The sequence below is a fragment of the Nocardioides sp. 31GB23 genome (genome assembly GCF_040012395.1).
GTDB lineage: Bacteria > Actinomycetota > Actinomycetes > Propionibacteriales > Nocardioidaceae > Nocardioides > Nocardioides salarius.
The window spans coordinates 18989-39159 of sequence record NZ_JBDYKJ010000047.1 but is presented as its reverse complement, the minus strand read 5'-3'; the positions used below and the strand labels follow the sequence as shown (position 1 = coordinate 39159).

Here is a 20171-nt window from a genome sequence, read left to right as displayed (position 1 = left end):
CCCGGGCGGGAAGTCTGGGCCGGGTCGGCGCGAGGTTTGGGCCGGGTCAGGTGGAGAGGGAGTCGCGCACCGGCACGAACTTGGCCTGGGCCTCGGCGAGCTCGGCCTCGGGGTCGGAGTCGGCGACGATGCCGCAGCCGGCGAAGAGCCGCACGCTGCGTCCGTCGACGGTGCCCGAGCGCAGGGCGATGCCCCACTCGCCGTCGCCGCTGGCGTCCATCCAGCCCACCGGCCCGGCGTAGCGGCCGCGGTCCATCCGCTCGATCTCGGTGATCAGCGCGGTCGCCTCGGGGGTGGGGGTGCCGCCGACGGCGGCCGAGGGGTGCAGCGCCTCGGCGAGGTCGAGGGAGGAGACGGTCTGGGCGTCGTGGACGACCCCGGCCACGTCGGTGGCCAGGTGCATCACGTTGGGCAGGTGCAGCACGAACGGCGCCTCGGGCACGTTCATCGAGGAGCAGTGCGGCTCGAGCGCGTCGGCGACCGAGCGCACGGCGTACTCGTGCTCCTCGAGGTCCTTCGACGACCGGGCCAGGGTGGCGGCCAGGGCGAGGTCGCGCTCGTCGTCGCCGGTGCGGCGGATGGTGCCGGCCAGCACCCGCGAGGTCACCAGCCCGCGCTCGCGGCGCACCAGCATCTCGGGGGTGGCGCCGAACATGCCGTCGACGTGGAAGGTCCAGCACATCGGGTACGCCGCCGCGAGACGCTGCAGCGGCCACCGGACGTCGACGTCCTCGTCGGCCGTGGCCACCAGGTCGCGGGCCAGCACGACCTTCTCGAGGTCGGCGCCGCCGATGCGCGAGACCGCGTCGGCGACCGCCGACATCCACTCCTCGGAGTTCAGCGAGCCGTCGGCGAAGGTGACGCCGGCCGGGGCGTCGGGCGCCGCGGCGGGGGAGAGGCGCGGCTCCAGCGCCTCGAGGCTGCCGCGGCCCACGACGGTCATCCAGGCGCGGTCGCCCCGGCGGCCCACGACCACCGACGGCACCTGCAGCACCGAGTCGCCGGGCTCGTCGGCGAAGGCGAAGGTGCCGAAGCAGACCATCCCGGTGCCGGGCTCCTCGACCTCGTCGCGCACCACCGAGCGGGCGGTGGTCTCCTCCCACCACTTCGCGGCGTCGCTGAAGCGGGTGGGTCCCTCGGTGCGCACCTGCGCGGCGCAGCCCCAGCCGACCAGGCCCTCGCCGCGGCGCAGCCAGCTGACCGGGTGGTCGGGCGGCAGCAGGTCGAGCAGCGAGCCCAGCGCGTCGAGCCCGGAGACGTCGACGGGCACGGTGCGCGCCAGCAGGGGAGCGTCGATGGCGCCCTGGGGCCCGGGGCTCGCGCTGGTCGTCACGGGGTCGAGGGTACTCAGCGCAGGGCCGCGCCCGGAGCCCGCGTGGGCGACCTCACGGCCCGGGCCCCGACCGCCGCCCGGTCAGCTGCGGTGCACCACGACCCGGTCGCCGATCGAGACCTGGTCGTAGATCGCGGCGATCGCGGCGTGGTCGCGGATGTTGACGCAGCCGTGCGAGGCGCCGGCGTAGCCGACGGCGGCGAAGTCGGGGGAGTAGTGCACGGCCTGGCCGCCGGAGAAGAACATGGCGAACGGCATCGAGGTGTCGTAGAGGCTCGACACGTGGTCGCGGCTCATCCGCTGGACCGTGAACAGCCCCTCGCGGGTCGGTGTCGAGGCGCCGCCGAAGCGGGCGTCGAGGGTGGTGCGCACCTGCCCGTCGACGACGAACGACAGCGTCGCGGTGGTCTTGTCGACGCACAGCGCGGTGCCGACGAGGCAGCGCGGGTCGAGTGCGGCGGAGGGCGCCGCAGCGACCACCCGCTCGGGGTGCAGCTCGTCGGTGCTCGGCTCGCGGGTCATCGCGAGCAGCCGGTCGAGGGTGCGGCGGTCGACCTCGCCGGTCACCGGGACCTCGCGCTTGGCCTGGAAGCCGCGCACCGACGCGACGGTGACGTCGCCGTAGAACCCGGTGACGCCGGCCGAGAACCACCCGATCTGGGCCAGGCGGGCCTGCAGGTCGCGCACCTCCTCACCCTCGGCGCCAGGGCCGAGCAGCGTCGGCCCCGGCACCATGGCCGGCTCGATCGGGGCCGGGGCGGGCGCCACCGGCTGCCGGGCGGGACGCGCCGGGCGCACGGGCCGCTCGAAGGTGGCGCCGCCCGACGGTGCCGGGTCGGCCGCGGTCGCAGCACCCTGGGTCGAGGGTTCCGCGCCGCCCATCCACCGCTCCTGGGCCAGCCCCGCGCCGTACGCCGTGGCGGGCAGCAGGAGCAGGAGCGCGACGAGGATCGCGAGGCGGGTGGGGTTCGTCATGGTGGGTCCTTCCGGGTGCAGCCGGCCACGGGCGCGGCGGTGGTGGCGCCAGGGAGACGCACGAGCGGGGAGGAAGGTTGCGTCCCACCCGCGGAGGACTTCGCCGGGGGCCTCTACGCTGCGACCGTGGCCCGAGCAGACCTGGACAAGCAGCCGACCGACGTACGACGCATGTTCGACGCCGTCGCGAAGCGCTACGACGTGACCAACGACGTGCTCTCGCTGGGCCAGGACCGCCGGTGGCGCACCGAGGTGCTCGACGCCGTGGCCCCGGTGCCCGGCGAGCGGGTGCTCGACCTGGCCGCCGGCACCGGCACCTCCAGCGTTCCGTTCCACGACCGGGGCGCCACGGTCGTGCCCTGCGACTTCTCCCTGGGGATGCTGCGGGTGGGCAAGCAGGCGCGCCCGCACCTGCCCTTCACCGCGGGCGACGGCACCCGCCTGCCCTTCGCCGACGACACCTTCGACGCGGTGACGATCTCCTTCGGGCTGCGCAACATCGTCGACCCCGCGGCCGGCCTGGCCGAGATGCGCCGGGTCACCCGCCCCGGCGGGCGCCTGGTGGTCTGCGAGTTCAGCCACCCGACCTGGTCGCCCTTCCGCACCCTCTACGTCGAGTACCTGATGCGCGCGCTGCCGCCGGTGGCCCGGGCCGTCTCGTCGGCCCCCGACGCCTACGTCTACCTCGCCGAGTCGATCCGGGCCTGGCCCGACCAGGCCGGGTTGGCCGACCTCGTGGCCGGGGCCGGCTGGAGCGGCGTGGAGTGGAAGAACCTCTCGGGCGGCATCGTCGCCCTGCACCGCGCCACCGCCTGAATTACGCAACGTCGACGTGCGTTAAATGCGCAGGTCAGGGCCCCGATCCCGGGCCCGGCACGTGCCCACCCCCCGGGTCGCCACCCGTGCGGGGGAGTGGCAGACTGTGCGTCACGCCACTAGTGATTCGGTTCACAAGGTCACAACCCGGGCTGCGTGGCGCACGTAGGAGGAAGGGATCGCGATGGAGCTCTACACCCCGGTGCTGGTGCTGGCCGCGCTGGCCGCCGGCTTCGCCGTCTTCTCGGTGGGCGTCAGCACGCTCACCGGACCCAAGCGCTACAACCGCGCCAAGCTCGACTCCTACGAGTGCGGCATCGACCCCACCCCGCAGCCGGTCGGCGGCGGCCGGGTGCCGGTGAAGTTCTACACGGTCGCGATGACCTTCATCATCTTCGACGTCGAGATCATGTTCCTGGTGCCGTGGGCGGTGCACTTCGACGCCCTGGGCGGCTTCGGGCTGCTGGCCGTCGTCCTGTTCCTGGTCAACATCACCGTCGCCTACGCCTACGAGTGGCGTCGCGGCGGGCTCGACTGGGACTGACCGGACCACATCTGCGAAAGGACCCAGTCATGGGTATCGAGGAGAAGCTCCCCAGCGGCGTCCTGCTGACGACCGTCGAGGGCGTGGCCGGCTACATGCGCAAGGCCTCGTTCTGGCCCGCCACCTTCGGCCTGGCCTGCTGCGCCATCGAGATGATGACCAGCGGCGGCCCGAAGTACGACATGGCGCGCTTCGGCATGGAGGTCTTCCGGGCCAGCCCGCGCCAGGCCGACCTGATGATCGTCGCGGGCCGGGTGAGCCAGAAGATGGCCCCGGTGCTGCGCCAGATCTACGACCAGATGGCCGAGCCCAAGTGGGTGCTGGCCATGGGCGTGTGCGCCAGCTCCGGCGGCATGTTCAACAACTACGCGATCGTTCAGGGCGTCGACCACGTCGTGCCCGTCGACATGTACCTGCCGGGCTGCCCGCCGCGCCCGGAGATGCTGATCGACGCGATCCTCAAGCTGCACGACCAGGTCCAGGCCACCAAGCTGGGCGCCAACCGCGCCGCCCAGATCGAGGAGCTCGAGAACGAGCGCCTCACCGCGCTGCCGACCTCCGAGATGAAGGGCCTGCTGCGGTGAGCGACGACGACAAGCGCGACGCCGAGAAGGGCGTCACCTCGGCGGCGCCCGAGGGGCCCGAGCAGACCCCTGGCCAGCCGGCCGTCGAGCAGTCGCCCGAGAACCTGCCGGCCGCGCCCGGCCAGGTCCACCAGGTCGGCACCCGCCACGGCATGTTCGGCGTGCGCGGCACCGGCGACACCAGCGGGTACGGCGGCCTGGTCTCGGCCGTCACCTACCCCGCGCCGTCCCAGCGCCCCTACGGCGGCTGGTTCGACGAGGTCGCCGACGCCCTCGAGGCCGCCACCCGCTCCGCCGGGGTGGAGCAGGCCGTGGGCAGCGTGGTCGTGCACCGCGGCGAGATCACCTTCCACGTGCGCCGCGAGGACCTGCTCACCGTCGCGCGCGTGCTGCGCGACGACGAGGCGCTGCGCTTCGAGCTGTGCTCGAGCGTCAGCGGCGTGCACTACCCCGACGACACCGGGCGCGAGCTGCACGTGGTGATGCACCTGCTCTCGATGACCCACAACCGGCGCATCCGCGTCGAGGCCACGGCCCCCGACGCCGACCCGCACGTGCCCTCGGTGGTGCCGGTCTACCCGACCGCCGACTGGCACGAGCGCGAGACGTACGACATGTTCGGCATCGTCTTCGACGGCCACCCCTCGCTCACGCGCATCCTCATGCCCGACGACTGGCCGGGCCACCCCCAGCGCAAGGACTACCCGCTGGGCGGCATCCCCGTGGAGTACAAGGGCGGCACCGTGCCGCCTCCCGACCAGCGGAGGTCGTACAACTGATGGCTACCACCAGCTCCGGCGAGCAGGACCTCTACGCCGGCACCCAGGAGACCTCCGAGGGACGCGTCTTCACCGTCTCGGGCCAGGACTGGGACTCCATCTCCGAGGGCCTGGAGGAGGGCGCCGAGGAGCGCGTCGTCGTCAACATGGGCCCCCAGCACCCCTCCACGCACGGCGTGCTGCGCCTGATCCTCGAGCTCGAGGGCGAGACGGTGACCGAGGCCCGCTGCGGCATCGGCTACCTGCACACCGGCATCGAGAAGAACATGGAGTTCCGCTCCTGGACGCAGGGCGTCACGTTCTGCACCCGGATGGACTACCTCGCGCCGTTCTACAACGAGGCGACCTACGTGCTGGGCGTCGAGCGGCTGCTCGACATCGAGGACGACGTGCCCGAGAAGGCACAGGTCATGCGGGTGCTCCTGATGGAGCTCAACCGGCTCTCCTCGCACCTGGTGGCCATCGCCACCGGCGGCATGGAGCTCGGCGCCCTGACCGTGATGACCATCGGCTTCCGCGAGCGCGAGCTGGTGCTCGACCTCTTCGAGCTGATCACCGGCCTGCGGATGAACCACGCGTTCATCCGTCCCGGCGGCGTGGCCCAGGACCTCCCCCCGGGCGCCCTCGACGAGATCCGCGGCTTCCTCGACCTGATGCGCAAGCGCCTGCCCGAGTACGCCGCGCTGTGCAACGCCAACCCGATCTTCAAGGGCCGCCTCGAGGGCGTGGGCCACCTCGACCTCGAGGGCTGCCTCGCGCTGGGCCTGACCGGCCCGCCGCTGCGTGCCACCGGCTACCCCTGGGACCTGCGCAAGTCCGAGCCCTACTGCGGCTACGAGACCTACGACTTCGACGTGCAGACCTGGGACACCGCCGACGCCTACGGCCGCTTCCGGGTGCGCCTGGCCGAGATGTGGGAGTCGCTGAAGATCGTCGAGCAGGCCGCCGAGCGGCTCGCCGCCCTCGAGGGCGCGCCGATCATGGTCGCCGACAAGAAGGTCGCCTGGCCCAGCCAGCTCTCGATCGGCTCCGACGGCATGGGCAACAGCCTCGACCACATCCGCCACATCATGGGCGAGTCGATGGAGGGGCTGATCCACCACTTCAAGCTGGTCACCGAGGGCTTCCGGGTCCCCGTCGGCCAGGCCTACGTGCCCGTGGAGTCCCCGCGCGGCGAGCTGGGCGCCCACGTCGTCTCCGACGGCGGCACCCGCCCCTTCCGGGCGCACTTCCGCGACCCGTCCTTCACCAACCTGCAGGCGACGTCCGTGATGAGCGAGGGCGGCATGGTCGCCGACGTCATCGTGGCCATCGCCTCGATCGACCCCGTGATGGGAGGCGTCGACCGATGACGCTGTCGCAGACCACCCTCGACGAGATGCGCGAGATCGCCGGGCGCTACCCCGAGGCCCGCTCCGGGCTGCTGCCGATGCTGCACCTGGTGCAGTCCACCGAGGGCCGGGTGACCCCCGAGGGCATCGAGGCGTGCGCCGAGATCCTCGACATCTCCGCGGCCGAGGTCAGCGGCGTGGCGACGTTCTACACGATGTACAAGCGTCGCCCGGTCGGCGACTACCACGTCGGGGTGTGCACCAACACCCTGTGCGCGGTGATGGGCGGCGACCAGATCTTCGAGCGGCTCAAGGACCACCTCGACGTCGGCAACGACGAGACCACCGAGGACGGCTCGATCACCCTCGAGCACGTCGAGTGCAACGCGGCCTGCGACTACGCGCCGGTGATGATGGTCAACTGGGAGTTCATGGACAACATGACCCCCGAGTCGGCGGTCTCGCTGGTCGACGACCTCCGCTCGGGCAAGGAGGTCACCTCGACCCGCGGTCCGCGCCTGTGCACCTGGCGCGAGGCCGAGCGGGTGCTGGCCGGCTTCCCCGACGGTCGTGTCGACGAGGGCCCGGGCGCCGGGCCCGCCTCGCTGGTGGGCCTGCAGATCGCCCAGGAGCGCGGCTGGAGCGCCCCGTCCTCGAAGGCCTCCGGTGCCACCGGCACCGAGCCCACCGGCGACGGCGCGCAGGCCGCGAGCCGCACCGACGCCTCCGTGGAGGCCGAGTCGGCGGCCGTCGAGGCGGAGAGCGGCAGCGACGAGAGCGCGGCCGAGAAGAAGGAGGCGAACTGACGTGGTCGACACCCTGACCCCCGTCCTCACCGCCAACTGGGGCGCCGAGCGCTCCTGGACCCTGGCGTCGTACGAGGAGCACGGCGGCTACGCCGGCCTGCGCACCGCCCTGGGCATGGCCCCCGACGACGTGATCGCCGCGGTCAAGGACTCCGGCCTGCGCGGTCGTGGCGGCGCGGGCTTCCCCACCGGCATGAAGTGGGGCTTCATCCCGCAGGACAACCCCAAGCCCAAGTACCTCGTCGTCAACGCCGACGAGTCCGAGCCGGGCACCTGCAAGGACATCCCGCTGATGATGGCCAGCCCGCACACGCTGGTCGAGGGCGTCATCATCAGCTCCTTCGCCATCCGCGCCAACAAGGCGTTCATCTACATCCGCGGCGAGGTGCTCCACGTGATCCGCCGGGTGCAGGCGGCCGTGGCCGAGGCGTACGCCGCCGGCCACCTCGGCACCGACATCCACGGCAGCGGCTACGACCTCGACATCGTGGTGCACGCCGGTGCCGGCGCCTACATCTGTGGCGAGGAGACCGCGCTGCTCGAGGGCCTCGAGGGCCGTCGCGGCCAGCCGCGGCTGCGCCCGCCGTTCCCGGCGGTGGCGGGGCTCTACGCCAGCCCCACCGTGATCAACAACGTCGAGTCGATCGCCTCGGTGCCGGCCATCGTGGCCAACGGCGCCGACTGGTTCGCCTCGATGGGCACCGAGAAGTCCAAGGGCTTCGGCATCTTCTCGCTCTCGGGCCACGTCACCCGGCCCGGGCAGTACGAGGCGCCGCTGGGCATCACGCTGCGCGAGCTCATCGACCTCGCCGGCGGCATGCGGGCCGGGCACGAGCTGAAGTTCTGGACCCCCGGCGGCTCCTCGACCCCGCTGCTGACCGCCGAGCACCTCGACCTGCCCCTCGACTTCGAGGGGATGGCCGCGGCCGGCACCATGCTGGGCACCCGCGCGCTGCAGCTCTTCGACGAGACCACCTGCGTGGTGCGCGCGGTGCTGCGCTGGACCGAGTTCTACAAGCACGAGTCCTGCGGCAAGTGCACCCCGTGCCGCGAGGGCACGTGGTGGCTGGTGCAGACCCTGGCCCGTCTGGAGAAGGGGGAGGGCCGCGAGGAGGACCTCGACCTGCTCCTCGACCAGTGCGACAACATCCTGGGCCGCTCGTTCTGCGCGCTCGGTGACGGCGCGACCAGCCCGATCTCGAGCTCGATCAAGTTCTTCCGCGACGAGTACCTCGCCCACCTCGAGCACGGGGGCTGCCCCTTCGACCCCGCAGCCTCGACCGTCTTCGCCACCGCTGGAGCCCAGGCATGACAACCACCCCCGAGAAGACGTCGGCCGAGGTCGAGCTGGTCCAGGTGACCATCGACGGCATCGAGGTCAGCGTCCCCAAGGACACCCTGGTGATCCGGGCCGCCGAGCAGGTCGGGGTGCAGATCCCGCGCTTCTGCGACCACCCGCTGCTCGAGCCCGTCGGTGCGTGCCGCCAGTGCCTGGTCGACGTCCCCGACGCCGGCAACGGGCGCGGCTTCCCCAAGCCGCAGGCCTCCTGCACCCTGCCGGTCGCACCCGGCATGGTCGTCAACACCCAGGCCACGAGCGAGGTCGCCGACAAGGCCCAGCAGGGCGTGATGGAGTTCCTGCTGGTCAACCACCCGCTCGACTGCCCGGTCTGCGACAAGGGCGGCGAGTGCCCGCTGCAGAACCAGGCGATGTCCAACGGGCGCGGCGAGTCGCGCTTCACCGCCTCGGGCGGGGTGAAGCGGACCTTCCCCAAGCCGATCAACCTCTCCCCGCAGGTGCTGCTCGACCGGGAGCGCTGCATCGTGTGCCAGCGCTGCACCCGCTTCGCCGAGGAGATCGCCGGCGACCCGTTCATCGCGCTCGTCGAGCGGGGCGCGCAGCAGCAGATCGGCATCGCCGAGTCGGCCCCCTTCCTGTCCTACTTCTCGGGCAACACCATCCAGATCTGCCCCGTGGGTGCGCTGACCTCGGAGTCCTACCGCTTCCGCTCGCGCCCCTTCGACCTGGTCTCCACCCCCAGCGTCGCCGAGCACGACGCCTGCGGCTCCGCGATCCGCGTCGACCACCGCCGCGGCAAGGTGATGCGCCGCCTGGCCGGCAACGACCCCGAGGTCAACGAGGAGTGGATCACCGACAAGGACCGCTTCGCCTTCACCTACGCCGCGCTCGAGGACCGGCTGGGCTACCCGCAGGTGCGTGACCGGGTCGAGGACGGCGGCGACGGCTCGCTGCGTCCGGCCTCGTGGCCCGAGGCCTTCGCCGTGGCTGCGCGCGGCCTGGCCGCCGCGGGCGCCTCCGCGGTGCTGACCGGTGGCCGGATCACCGCCGAGGACGCCTACGCCTACGCCAAGCTGGCCCGCGTCTCGCTCGGCACCAACGACATCGACTTCCGGGCCCGCCCGCACTCCGCGGAGGAGGAGCAGTTCCTCGCCGCGCACGTCGCGCTGGGCACCCCCGGAGCCGGCGCCGTCACCTACGCCGACCTGGAGTCCGCGGCCACCGTGGTGCTGGCCGGCCTGGAGCCCGAGGACGAGGCCGGCGCGGTGTTCCTGCGCCTGCGCCGCGCCGCCCGGCACGGCACCCGCGTGCTCGCGGTGGCGCCGTACCTGACCCGCGGGCTGGGCAAGCTCTCCGCGCACCTGGTGCCCACCGCCCCCGGCGCCGAGGCCGACGCCCTCGCGGCGATGGTCGAGCACGCCGAGCACGGGGTCGACGCGACCACGGTGGTGCTGGTCGGCGAGCGCCTGGCGACCTCGCCCGGCGCCCTGACCGCCGCCGCCGACCTGGCCGCGCGCACCGGCGCCCGGCTGGCCTGGGTGCCGCGCCGTGCCGGTGACCGCGGGGCCGTCGAGGCCGGTTGCCTGCCCGGGCTCCTGCCCGGTGGCCGCCCGGTCGCCGACGCGACCGCCCGGGTCGACGCCGCCGCCTCGTGGGGCGTCGCCTCGCTGCCCGAGCAGCCCGGCCGCGACGCCGACGCGATCGTCGCCGCGCTCGTCGCCGGCGAGGTCCGTGGCCTGGTCGTCGGAGGAGTCGACCCCGCCGACACCACCGACCCGGCCGCCACCCGCGCCGCCCTCGAGGCCGCCTCCTTCGTGGTCGCGCTCGACCTGCGCGAGACCGAGGTGACCCGCGTCGCCGACGTCGTCTTCCCGGTCGCCGCGGCCGTCGAGAAGGCCGGCACGTTCATCAGCTGGGAGGGCCGCGCGCGTCCCTTCGAGGCGGTGCTGCCCAGCCCCTCGGCCCTGCCCGACCTGCGGGTCCTGGCCGGCATCTCCGAGGAGCTGGCCGCGGCCGGCCACGGCGCCCCGCTCGGCTTCCGCACCGTCGAGCAGGTCCGCGCCGAGATGGCCGACCTGGGCGCCTGGGACGGCGCCCGCCCCGCGATGCGGGCGGTGGGCGGCGGGTCCGGCCACCCGGGGGAGGGCCTGGCCCTCTCGACCTGGAAGCAGCTCATCGACGACGGCGTCATGCAGGCCGGCGACAAGCACCTGGCCGCCACCGCCCGACCGGCCGTGGCCCGCCTCAGCCCCGCGACGTACGCCGCCGCCTCGCTCTCGGGCGAGCACGTCACCGTCGTGGGCGACCGCGGCGAGCTGACGCTGCCCGTCGAGCAGGTGCCCGGCATGGTCGACGACGTCGTCTGGGTGCCGACGGCCTCCTTCGGGACCTCCGTCCTCGAACGCCTGGCCTCGCCGGGCAGCCGCGTGCGCCTGAAGGGAGCCTCGCTGTGAACGAACTGCCCCTCTTCGGCCAGGACGTCTGGTGGCTGGTGCTGGTCAAGGCCGTGCTCATCTTCGTCGTGCTCGTGCTGCTGACGCTGTTCAACATCTGGTGGGAGCGGCGCGTCGTGGCGCGCATGCAGCACCGCATCGGCCCCAACGTGCACGGCCCCTTCGGCCTGCTGCAGTCGCTGGCCGACGGCGTGAAGCTGGCGCTGAAGGAGGACATCATCCCCAAGGCGGCCGACAAGGTCGTCTTCGTCCTCGCCCCGGTGCTGGTCGTGATCCCGGCCTTCGTGACCTTCTCGGTGATCCCCTTCGGGCCCGAGGTCACGATGTTCGGCGAGCGCACCCCGCTGCAGCTGACCGACATGCCGGTGGCCGTGCTCTTCGTGATGGCGATCGCCTCCATCGGCATCTACGGCATCGTGCTCGGCGGCTGGGCAAGCGGGTCGACGTACTCGCTGCTGGGCGGGCTGCGCTCGAGCGCGCAGATGATCTCCTACGAGGTCGCGATGGGCCTGGCCCTGGTCGCGGTCTTCCTCTATGCCGGCTCGCTGTCGACCTCCGAGATCGTCGCGGCCCAGGAGGACTGGTGGTTCGGCGCGATCCTCTTCCCCTCCTTCGTGATCTACGTGATCTCGATGATCGGCGAGACCAACCGCGCGCCCTTCGACCTCCCCGAGGCCGAGGGCGAGCTGGTGGGCGGCTTCCACACCGAGTACTCCTCGCTGAAGTTCGCCCTGTTCTTCCTCGGCGAGTACATCAACATGGCGACCGTCTCGGCGCTGGCCACGACGCTGTTCCTCGGCGGCTGGCGCGCCCCGTTCTGGATCGACGAGATCTGGGCCGGCGCCAACGAGGGGTACGTGCCGCTGATCTGGTTCTTCGGCAAGATGCTGCTGTTCATCTTCTTCTTCATCTGGCTGCGCGGCACCCTGCCCCGGATGCGCTACGACCAGTTCATGGACCTGGGCTGGAAGGTGCTGATCCCGGCCGCGCTGGTCTGGGTCGTCCTGGTCGCGACCATGCGCTACGTCTCCACCGCCTACGAGCTGGGCACCCAGGAGATCCTCATCGGTGGCGGCGTGCTGCTGGCCCTGATCCTGCTGTGGGGCTTCTTCGGGCCCGAGGAGACCGGCGAGCCGGTCGAGGACGTCCACACCGCACCCACCGGCGCCTACCCCGTCCCGCCGATGCCGAGCGGGGGCGCCCAGCGCGGCGCCGCCGCCCCGCTCACGTTCCCGTCCCGCACGCAGGCCACCGTGTCCCACGGTGCCTCCGAGGAGAGCTGACATGGCAGAGTCCCCCGGCGCCAAGAGCATGAAGGAGCAGTTCTGGGACCCCATCGCGGGTTTCGGGGTCACGTTCCGCACCATGTTCCGCAAGGTCGTCACCGAGCAGTACCCCTTCGACAAGCAGCCGACCGCGCCGCGCTTCCACGGCCGTCACCAGCTCAACCGCTGGCCCGACGGGCTGGAGAAGTGCATCGGGTGCGAGCTGTGCGCGTGGGCCTGCCCCGCTGACGCGATCTACGTCGAGGGCGCCTCCAACAGCGACGAGCCCGGGTCCGCCGACGGGTCGGGGCGCTTCAGCCCCGGTGAGCGCTACGGCCGCGTCTACCAGATCAACTACCTGCGCTGCATCCTGTGCGGGCTGTGCATCGAGGCCTGCCCGACGCGGGCGCTGACGATGACCAACGAGTACGAGCTGGCCGACTCGACCCGCGAGAGCCTGATCTACGAGAAGTCCGACCTCCTGGCCCCGCTGCTGCCGGGCATGGAGCAGCCGCCGCACGCGATGCTGCTCGGCGACGACGAGACCGACTACTACCGGGGCCAGTACGCCGCCCCGGCGCCGGGCACCAGCGGGGAGGCCACCCAGTGATCGCCTTCTGGATCCTCGCGCCGCTCATGGTGCTGGCCGCGCTCGGCGTGGTGCTGGTGCGCCGCGCGGTGCACTCGGCGCTGCTGCTGGCCGTGGTGATGATCAGCCTCGCGGTGCTCTACCTGACGCTGGAGGCGCCGTTCCTCTTCGCGGTGCAGATCATCGTCTACACCGGCGCGATCCTGATGCTCTTCCTCTTCGTGCTGATGCTGGTCGGCGTCGACGCGGCCGACTCGGTCGTGGAGACGATCCGCGGCCAGCGCCTGCTGGCGATCAGCGGCGGCCTGGTGATGGGCGTGCTGCTCGTCGTCGTGGTCGCCCAGGTCTCGCTCGGCACCATGGTCGGGATGGGCGCGGCCAACTCCGGCGGCAACATCGAGGGCCTGGCCGACCTGCTCTTCTCCCGCTACGTGCTCTCCTTCGAGGCCACCGCGGCGCTGCTGATCACCGCCGCCCTCGGCGCGATGCTGCTGGCCCACCGCGAGCGCCTCGAGCCCAAGGAGGGCCAGCGCGCGATGGCCGCGCGCCGCGTGCAGGAGTACGCCGCCACCGGCCGCCCGCTCGGCCCGCTGCCCTCGCCCGGCGTCTACGCCCGCCACAACGCGGTCGACACCCCGGCGCTGCTGCCCGACGGCTCCCCGGCGACCGACTCGGTCTCGCGGGTGCTGGCCGCGCGCGGCACCGTCCGCTCGGCCCCGGCGCTCAGCGACGTCGAGGACGTCCAGCGCACCCTCTCCGACGTCGGCGGCATCTCCGGCGGCTCCGGCAGCGCGGCCGACACCTCCGCCGGCGCCGGGCACAACACCGAGAACCCCGACACCCGCCCCCAGGGTGACGACTGGCCCGAGGGAGACGAGTGATGGACGACGTCACCCCCTACATCGTGCTCAGCACGATCCTGTTCACGATCGGCTCGGTCGGTGTGCTCACCCGCCGCAACGCGATCGTGGTGTTCATGAGCGTCGAGCTGATGCTGAACGCCTGCAACCTCGCGCTGGTGGCCTTCGCCAGGCAGCACGGCAACCTCGACGGGCAGGTCGCCGCCTTCTTCGTGATGGTCGTGGCCGCCGCCGAGGTCGTGGTCGGGCTCGCCATCATCATGACCATCTTCCGGACTCGTCGCTCGGCCTCGGTCGACGACGCGAGCCTGCTGAAGTACTAGGAGCCCGCCGCAGATGTTTCTCTTGTCCGAGGGTGGCGCGTCCATCCCCGTGGTCGATCCCCTGGGCGCCGACGGCGTCTTCTCGCTGCTGTGGCTGGTGATCGCGCTGCCGCTGGCCGGCGCCACGATCCTGCTGCTGGGCGGGCGTCGTACCGACGCGTGGGGGCACTGGCTCGGCACGCTGACCGCGGTCGGCTCGTTCGTGCTCAGCCTGGTGCTCTTCGTCTCGATGCTCGGTCGCGAGGAGGGCGAGCGCCAGGTCGTGCAGCACCTCTACGACTGGATCCGCGTCGGTGACCTCACGGTCTCCATCGACCTGCTCCTCGACCCGCTGTCGGTGCTGTTCCTGCTGCTGATCACCGGCGTCGGTTCGCTGATCCACGTCTACTCGATCGGCTACATGGATCACGACCCCCGTCGGCGCCGGTTCTTCGCCTACCTCAACCTCTTCGTCGCGGCGATGCTGATGCTGGTGCTGAGCGAGAACTACCTCGGCCTGTTCCTGGGCTGGGAGGGCGTCGGCCTGGCCTCCTACCTGCTGATCGGCTTCTGGCAGCACAAGCCCTCGGCGGCCGCCGCGGCCAAGAAGGCCTTCGTGGTCAACCGGGTCGGCGACATCGGGCTGAGCCTGGGCATCGCGCTGTTCTTCGTCACCTTCGGCTCGACCAGCTTCACCGTCATCAGCGCCAACGCCTCCGGCGCCAGCGACGGCGTGCTCACCGCGCTGGGCCTGCTGCTGCTGCTCGCGGCCTGCGGCAAGTCCGCCCAGGTGCCGCTGCAGTCGTGGCTGCTCGACGCGATGGAGGGCCCGACCCCGGTCTCGGCGCTGATCCACGCCGCCACCATGGTCACCGCGGGCGTCTACCTGGTGGTGCGCTCCAACTTCGTCTTCGAGCTCGCCCCGCACGCCCAGACCGCGGTGGTCGTGGTCGCCACGGTCACGCTGCTGTGGGGTGCGGTGATCGGCTGCGCCAAGGACGACATCAAGAAGGCGCTCGCCGGCTCCACGATGAGCCAGATCGGCTACATGATGCTCGCCGCGGGCCTGGGCGTGTACGGCTACGCCTTCGCCATCTTCCACCTCATCACCCACGGCTTCTTCAAGGCCAACATGTTCCTGGGCGCCGGCTCGGTGATGCACGGCATGAACGACGACGTCGACATGCGCCGCTACGGAGCGCTGCGCAAGGCGATGCCGGTGACCTTCCTGACCTTCGCCATGGGCTACCTGGCGATCATCGGCTTCCCGGGCTTCTCGGGCTTCTGGTCCAAGGACAAGATCATCGAGACCGCGCTGATCGAGAGCCCGGTCGCGGGCATCGGCGCGCTCATCGGCGCCGGCGTCACCGGCTTCTACATGACCCGGCTGATGCTGATGACCTTCTTCGGCGAGAAGCGCTGGAAGGACGACGTGCACCCGCACGAGTCGCCCTCGGTGATGACCGGCCCGCTGGTCGTGCTGGCCGCGCTGTCGGTGCTCGGCGGCCTGCTCTACCTGGGCCACTGGATCGTCGACTGGCTCTCCCCGGTCGTGGGCACCGCCCCCGAGCACGAGCCGCCGGTCCCGGCGATCGTGATCACCCTGCTGGTGCTGGCCGTCGTCGCGGCCGGTGTGGCCACCGCGTGGCTGCTCGTCGGCAAGCGCCCGGTGCCGGTCACCGCGCCCCAGGACGTCTCGTTCGCCACCCGCGCCGCCCGCGCGGACCTCTACGGCGACACCATCAACGAGACCCTGGTGATCAACCCCGGCCGGCACGCCACCGCGGGGCTCACCCGCGGTGACCGGAGCCTGGTCGACGGGCTGTTCACCGGCAGCGCCGGAGTCACCGCCGCGCTCGGTGCCCAGCTGCGCAAGGTCCAGAACGGCTTCGTGCGCTCCTACGCCCTCTCCGTCGTCGGCGGGGTCGTCCTCGTCCTCGCTGCGCTCCTGGTGGTGAACCTCTGATGTCCGACCTCCCCTGGCTCAGCCTGCTCGTCCTGCTGCCCCTCGTGGGCGCGGTGGCGGTGCCCTTCGTGCGCGGCTCGGCCGCGCTGACCAAGCAGGTCGGCCTCGGCGTCTCGCTGGGCACCCTGGCGCTCGCCGTCGCGGTCGCGCTGCAGTACGACGTCGACGGCGGCATGCAGCTCACCGAGACCCACGACTGGATCAGCGCCTTCGGGGTGCACTACGCCCTGGGCGTCGACGGCCTCGGCCTGCTGCTGGTGCTGCTGACCGTGGTCCTGGTGCCGGTCGTGCTGCTGGCCTCCTGGCGCGACGACGAGGGCTACCTCGACGGCGGCGCCCAGGGCTCCCCGGCGGCGTTCGTGGCCTGGACCCTGGCCCTCGAGGCGCTCTCGCTGGCGGTCTTCCTGGCCACCGACGTGTTCCTCTTCTACGTCGTCTTCGAGGCGACCCTGATCCCGGCCTACTTCCTCGTCGGCGGCTTCGGCCGCGCCGGTCGCAGCGCCGCCGCGGTGAAGTTCCTGATGTTCCAGCTCGCCGGCGGCCTGGTGCTGCTCGGTGGCGTCATCGGCCTGTACGTCGTCTCCGCCCAGCAGGGCACGCCGTCGTACCTGCTCTCCGACCTGGCCGCCCTCGACATCGACACCGCCGCCGGGCGCTGGCTCTTCGCGGCCTTCTTCATCGCCTTCGCGATCAAGGCGCCGCTCTTCCCGGTGCACACGTGGCTGGCAGACGCCACCGAGCGCGCGACGCCGGGCACCGCGGTGCTGCTGGTCTGCGTGCTCGACAAGATCGGCACCTTCGGGATGCTGCGCTTCTGCCTGGGCCTGTTCCCCGAGGCCTCGCAGTGGGCCACCCCGCTGGTCGTGGTGCTCGCGCTGGTCTCGATCGTCTACGGCGCTCTCGTGGCGATCGGCCAGGACGACCTGATGCGCCTGATCGGCCTCACGTCGCTGAGCCACTTCGGCTTCATCACCCTGGGCATCTTCGTCTTCTCCAGCCAGGGCGGCACCGGCTCGATCCTCTACATGGTCAACCACGGCCTGGGCACCGCGGCGCTGTTCCTGGTCGCCGGCTACGTCGTCTCGCGCCGGGGCACCGCCTCGATCCGCGAGATGGGCGGGGCCGAGAAGGTCACGCCGGTGCTGGCCGGGCTGTTCCTGGTCGCCGGCCTGGCCGCGCTGGGCCTGCCGGGCCTGAGCACCTTCGTCTCCGAGATGCTCGTGATCATCGCGGCCTTCGACTACGCCTGGTACGTCGGCGCGGTCGCGGTCACCGGCATCGTGCTGGCGGCCATCTACGCGCTGTGGATGTACCAGCGCACGATGACCGGTCCGAGCGTCGAGCCGGTCGCGGCGGGCGTGCGCACGAGCCGCGACCTGTCCACCCGCGAGCTGGTCGCCGTGGCCCCGCTCTTCGTGGGCCTGGTGCTCTTCGGCTTCTACCCGATGCCCCTGATGGAGGCCGCCGACCCCTACGTCGGTGAGCTGCTCGAGCAGGTGGGCGTCAGCGACGACCCGCCGGAGGTGGGTGCCCCGGCCGAGGCCGAGGCCCACAGCGACTCCGACACCGCCGAGGAGGGCGAGAACTGATGGGCGAGTTCACCCAGCCGTTGATGGAGTACGGCAGCATCTGGCCGCTCTTCGTCGTCTTCGGCGTGGCCTGCCTGGGCGTGCTCGCCGAGGCGTTCCTGCCCCGCGGGCGCCGCCACGTCGTCCAGCTCGTGCTGGCCGTCGCCGGCCTGCTCGCCGCGCTCGTCGGCACCGTCCTGGTCGGCATGGACCTCGAGGTCACCGAGGGCGGCGCCGCGCGCGGCCTCCTCGGCGCCGCGGGCGCCGTGGCGGTCGACGGGCCCACCGTCTTCCTGTGGGGGATGCTGCTGGTCTTCGCGCTCACCGGGGTCGCGCTCTTCGCCGAGCGCCGCCTCGAGAGCGGGGTCTCGGCCTTCGCCGGCCAGGCCGCGGCCCTCCCGGGCACCGAGGCCGAGCGTCGTACCCAGGCGCTCGACCACACCGAGGTCTACCCGCTGCTGATGTTCGCGGTCACCGGCATGATGCTCTTCCCGGCGGCCGCCGACCTGCTGACGCTCTTCGTGGCCCTCGAGGTGCTCTCGCTGCCGCTCTACCTGCTGGCCGGGCTGGCGCGCCGCCGCCGCCTGCTGAGCCAGGAGGCCGCGCTGAAGTACTTCCTGCTCGGCGCCTTCTCCTCCGGTTTCTTCCTCTACGGCGTCGCGCTGGTCTACGGCTTCGCCGGCTCGATGAGCTTCGCGGCCATCGACGAGGCGGTGCGCAACGACACCGAGAACCGCGGGCTGCTGCTCGTGGGCATCGGGATGCTGATGGTCGGCCTGCTCTTCAAGGTCGGCGCGGTGCCGTTCCAGGCCTGGACGCCCGACGTCTACCAGGGCGCCCCCACCGCGGTGACCGCCTTCATGGCCGCCGGCACCAAGATCGCGGCGTTCGGCGCGATCCTGCGCCTGCTCTACGTCGCCTTCGGCGCCGAGCGCTGGTCGTGGCAGCCGATGCTGTGGGTGGTGGCGATCCTGACCATGCTGGTCGGGGCCGTGCTGGCCATCGTGCAGACCGACGTGAAGCGGATGCTGGCCTACTCGGCGATCGCGCACACCGGCTTCCTGCTCACCGGCGTGCTCGGCGTCCAGGGCGCCGGAGCGCTGGCCGAGGGCCAGGTCACCTCGCTGCAGTCGGTGCTGTTCTACCTGCTCACCTACAGCTTCGCCACGGTCGGGGCCTTCGCCGTGGTCACCCTGGTGCGCGACTCCTCGGGCGAGGCGAGCGCGATGGAGCGCTGGGCCGGCCTGGGCGCGCGCTCGCCGCTGGTGGCCGGGGCGTTCGCGTTCTTCCTGCTCTCGATGGCCGGCATCCCGCTGACCGCCGGCTTCACCGGCAAGTGGGCGGTCTTCACCGTCGCGCTGTCGGCGGGGGCCTGGCCGGTGGTGGCGGTGGCGATCGCGGCCAGCGTGGTGTCGGTGTTCTTCTACATCCGCCTGATCCGCGTCATGTACTTCGCCGTGCCCGAGGGCGAGGTCGCCTCGGTGACCACGCCGTCGCCGCTGACGACCGCGGTCATCGTGGTCGGGGTCGTGGGCACCCTGGCGCTCGGCGTGCTGCCGGGGCCGGTGCTCGACCTCGCGGCCGATGCCGGACAATTCATCAGGTGAGCTCGACCCCGCCCCTGGCCAACCTGGCACTGCCCGTCACCGACGAGGCCCTGGCCGCGCGCCTGCAGCAGCGCCTCGACACCATCGAGGAGCTCCTGGCCGGCCACGTCCAGGGACGCACGAAGTACGTCTCCGAGGCCGCGGCGCACCTGATGTCGGCCGGCGGCAAGAGGTTCCGGCCGCTGCTGGTGCTGCTGGCCGCCGAGACCGGTCCCGAGCCGGGCTGCGACGACGTGCTGACCGCGGCCTGCGTCGTCGAGATCACCCACGTCGGCTCGCTCTACCACGACGACGTGATGGACGAGGCCGACCTGCGCCGCGGCGCCGACTCGGCCAACGCCCGCTGGGACAACCTGGTCGCCATCCTCACCGGTGACTTCCTCTTCGCCCGCTCCTCCGAGCTCACCGCCCGCCTGGGCGCCGACGCGGTGCGCATCCAGGCCGAGACCTTCACCCGGCTCGTCGAGGGCCAGATCCTCGAGACGGTCACCCCCGGCCCCGACGAGGACCCGCTGCAGCACTACCTCGACGTGGTGGCCGGCAAGACCGGCTCGCTGATCGCCACGTCCGCGCGCTACGGCGCCCGCTTCAGCGGCGCCCCCCGCGAGGTCGAGGAGGCGCTGGCCGCCTACGGCGAGATCGTCGGCGCCGCCTTCCAGCTCTCCGACGACATCCTCGACGTGGCCTCCGAGACCGACGAGTCCGGCAAGACCCCCGGCACCGACCTGCGCGAGGGCGTGCCGACGCTGCCGGTGCTGATGGCGCGCGCGAGCGCCGCCGGGTCGAGCGACCCCGCCGACGTACGCCTGCTCGAGCTGCTCGACGCCGACCTCACCGACGACGCCGCGCTCGCCGAGGCCCTCGGGCTGCTGCGCGCCCACCCGGCGATGGACCAGGCCCGCGCCTACGTCGTCGCGCAGGCCCAGGAGGCCAAGGGCCACCTCGGCGTGCTGCCCTCCGGCCCCGTGCGCGAGGCCCTCGAGGCCTTCGCCGACCTCGTGGCCGTCCGTACCGGCTGAGCCCCGCCGCGGCCCCTGCAGGACGTCATACGGGCGGGACGTCCGTCCGTGCGTGACGTATGACGTCCCGGCCG

General features: G+C 72.2%; 18 protein-coding genes. 16 read left to right on the top strand and 2 right to left on the bottom strand.

Annotated elements, in window-relative coordinates:
* Positions 1–46: 46 nt before the first annotated feature.
* Positions 47–1333: an isochorismate synthase gene (locus tag ABKW28_RS15280; RefSeq protein WP_348611190.1), complete on the bottom strand. Its 1287-nt coding sequence runs from the start codon at positions 1331–1333 to the stop codon at positions 47–49.
* 81 nt (positions 1334–1414) lie between these two features.
* On the bottom strand, positions 1415–2308 hold the full coding sequence (locus ABKW28_RS15275) for a L,D-transpeptidase family protein (protein ID WP_348611188.1): 894 nt from the start codon (positions 2306–2308) through the stop codon (positions 1415–1417).
* A gap of 126 nt (positions 2309–2434) precedes the next feature.
* Between ABKW28_RS15275 and ABKW28_RS15270 the strand changes: the two genes are divergently transcribed.
* The 16 genes from ABKW28_RS15270 (at position 2435) to ABKW28_RS15195 (ending at position 20097) form a co-directional block, all read left to right on the top strand.
* The gene (locus ABKW28_RS15270; protein WP_348611185.1) at positions 2435–3124 is read left to right on the top strand and encodes a demethylmenaquinone methyltransferase; all 690 of its coding nucleotides are present in this window, start codon (positions 2435–2437) and stop codon (positions 3122–3124) included.
* A gap of 184 nt (positions 3125–3308) precedes the next feature.
* Positions 3309–3668 (top strand): NADH-quinone oxidoreductase subunit A, encoded by a 360-nt coding sequence (locus tag ABKW28_RS15265; protein ID WP_179614435.1) that lies wholly within the window; start codon positions 3309–3311, stop codon positions 3666–3668.
* Between the two features lie 29 nt (positions 3669–3697).
* Positions 3698–4252 carry an NADH-quinone oxidoreductase subunit B gene (locus ABKW28_RS15260; RefSeq protein ID WP_193670992.1) on the top strand — a complete coding sequence of 185 codons (555 nt, stop codon included), beginning with the start codon at positions 3698–3700 and terminating at the stop codon, positions 4250–4252.
* Between the two features lie 104 nt (positions 4253–4356).
* Positions 4357–5031: an NADH-quinone oxidoreductase subunit C gene (locus ABKW28_RS15255; protein WP_227492366.1), complete on the top strand. Its 675-nt coding sequence runs from the start codon at positions 4357–4359 to the stop codon at positions 5029–5031.
* Positions 5031–6383, top strand: a complete 1353-nt coding sequence (locus ABKW28_RS15250) for an NADH-quinone oxidoreductase subunit D (protein ID WP_193670988.1) — start codon at positions 5031–5033, stop codon at positions 6381–6383. The genes ABKW28_RS15255 and ABKW28_RS15250 overlap by 1 nt, the downstream gene beginning before the upstream one ends.
* The gene (gene nuoE / locus ABKW28_RS15245; RefSeq protein WP_193670986.1) at positions 6380–7168 is read left to right on the top strand and encodes an NADH-quinone oxidoreductase subunit NuoE; all 789 of its coding nucleotides are present in this window, start codon (positions 6380–6382) and stop codon (positions 7166–7168) included. Before ABKW28_RS15250 ends, nuoE begins: the two co-directional genes overlap by 4 nt.
* Before the next feature lies 1 nt (position 7169).
* Positions 7170–8480 carry an NADH-quinone oxidoreductase subunit NuoF gene (gene nuoF / locus ABKW28_RS15240; RefSeq protein ID WP_193670984.1) on the top strand — a complete coding sequence of 437 codons (1311 nt, stop codon included), beginning with the start codon at positions 7170–7172 and terminating at the stop codon, positions 8478–8480.
* Positions 8477–10921, top strand: a complete 2445-nt coding sequence (locus tag ABKW28_RS15235; RefSeq protein WP_348611182.1) for an NADH-quinone oxidoreductase subunit G — start codon at positions 8477–8479, stop codon at positions 10919–10921. Before nuoF ends, ABKW28_RS15235 begins: the two co-directional genes overlap by 4 nt.
* Positions 10918–12204, top strand: a complete 1287-nt coding sequence (nuoH, locus tag ABKW28_RS15230) for an NADH-quinone oxidoreductase subunit NuoH (protein WP_204797237.1) — start codon at positions 10918–10920, stop codon at positions 12202–12204. Before ABKW28_RS15235 ends, nuoH begins: the two co-directional genes overlap by 4 nt.
* Position 12205: 1 nt before the next feature.
* Positions 12206–12796 (top strand): NADH-quinone oxidoreductase subunit NuoI, encoded by a 591-nt coding sequence (nuoI, locus tag ABKW28_RS15225; protein WP_193670981.1) that lies wholly within the window; start codon positions 12206–12208, stop codon positions 12794–12796.
* On the top strand, positions 12793–13656 hold the full coding sequence (locus tag ABKW28_RS15220; RefSeq protein WP_193670979.1) for an NADH-quinone oxidoreductase subunit J: 864 nt from the start codon (positions 12793–12795) through the stop codon (positions 13654–13656). The genes nuoI and ABKW28_RS15220 overlap by 4 nt, the downstream gene beginning before the upstream one ends.
* Positions 13656–13958, top strand: a complete 303-nt coding sequence (gene nuoK / locus ABKW28_RS15215) for an NADH-quinone oxidoreductase subunit NuoK (RefSeq protein ID WP_193670978.1) — start codon at positions 13656–13658, stop codon at positions 13956–13958. Before ABKW28_RS15220 ends, nuoK begins: the two co-directional genes overlap by 1 nt.
* 13 nt (positions 13959–13971) lie before the next feature.
* Positions 13972–15903 carry an NADH-quinone oxidoreductase subunit L gene (gene nuoL / locus ABKW28_RS15210; protein ID WP_348611179.1) on the top strand — a complete coding sequence of 644 codons (1932 nt, stop codon included), beginning with the start codon at positions 13972–13974 and terminating at the stop codon, positions 15901–15903.
* Positions 15903–17492, top strand: a complete 1590-nt coding sequence (locus ABKW28_RS15205; protein WP_348611177.1) for an NADH-quinone oxidoreductase subunit M — start codon at positions 15903–15905, stop codon at positions 17490–17492. Before nuoL ends, ABKW28_RS15205 begins: the two co-directional genes overlap by 1 nt.
* Positions 17492–19078, top strand: a complete 1587-nt coding sequence (nuoN, locus tag ABKW28_RS15200; protein ID WP_348611174.1) for an NADH-quinone oxidoreductase subunit NuoN — start codon at positions 17492–17494, stop codon at positions 19076–19078. Before ABKW28_RS15205 ends, nuoN begins: the two co-directional genes overlap by 1 nt.
* Entirely contained in the window at positions 19075–20097 is a 1023-nt protein-coding gene (locus tag ABKW28_RS15195) for a polyprenyl synthetase family protein (protein WP_348611171.1), read from the top strand. The genes nuoN and ABKW28_RS15195 overlap by 4 nt, the downstream gene beginning before the upstream one ends.
* Positions 20098–20171: the final 74 nt, after the last annotated feature.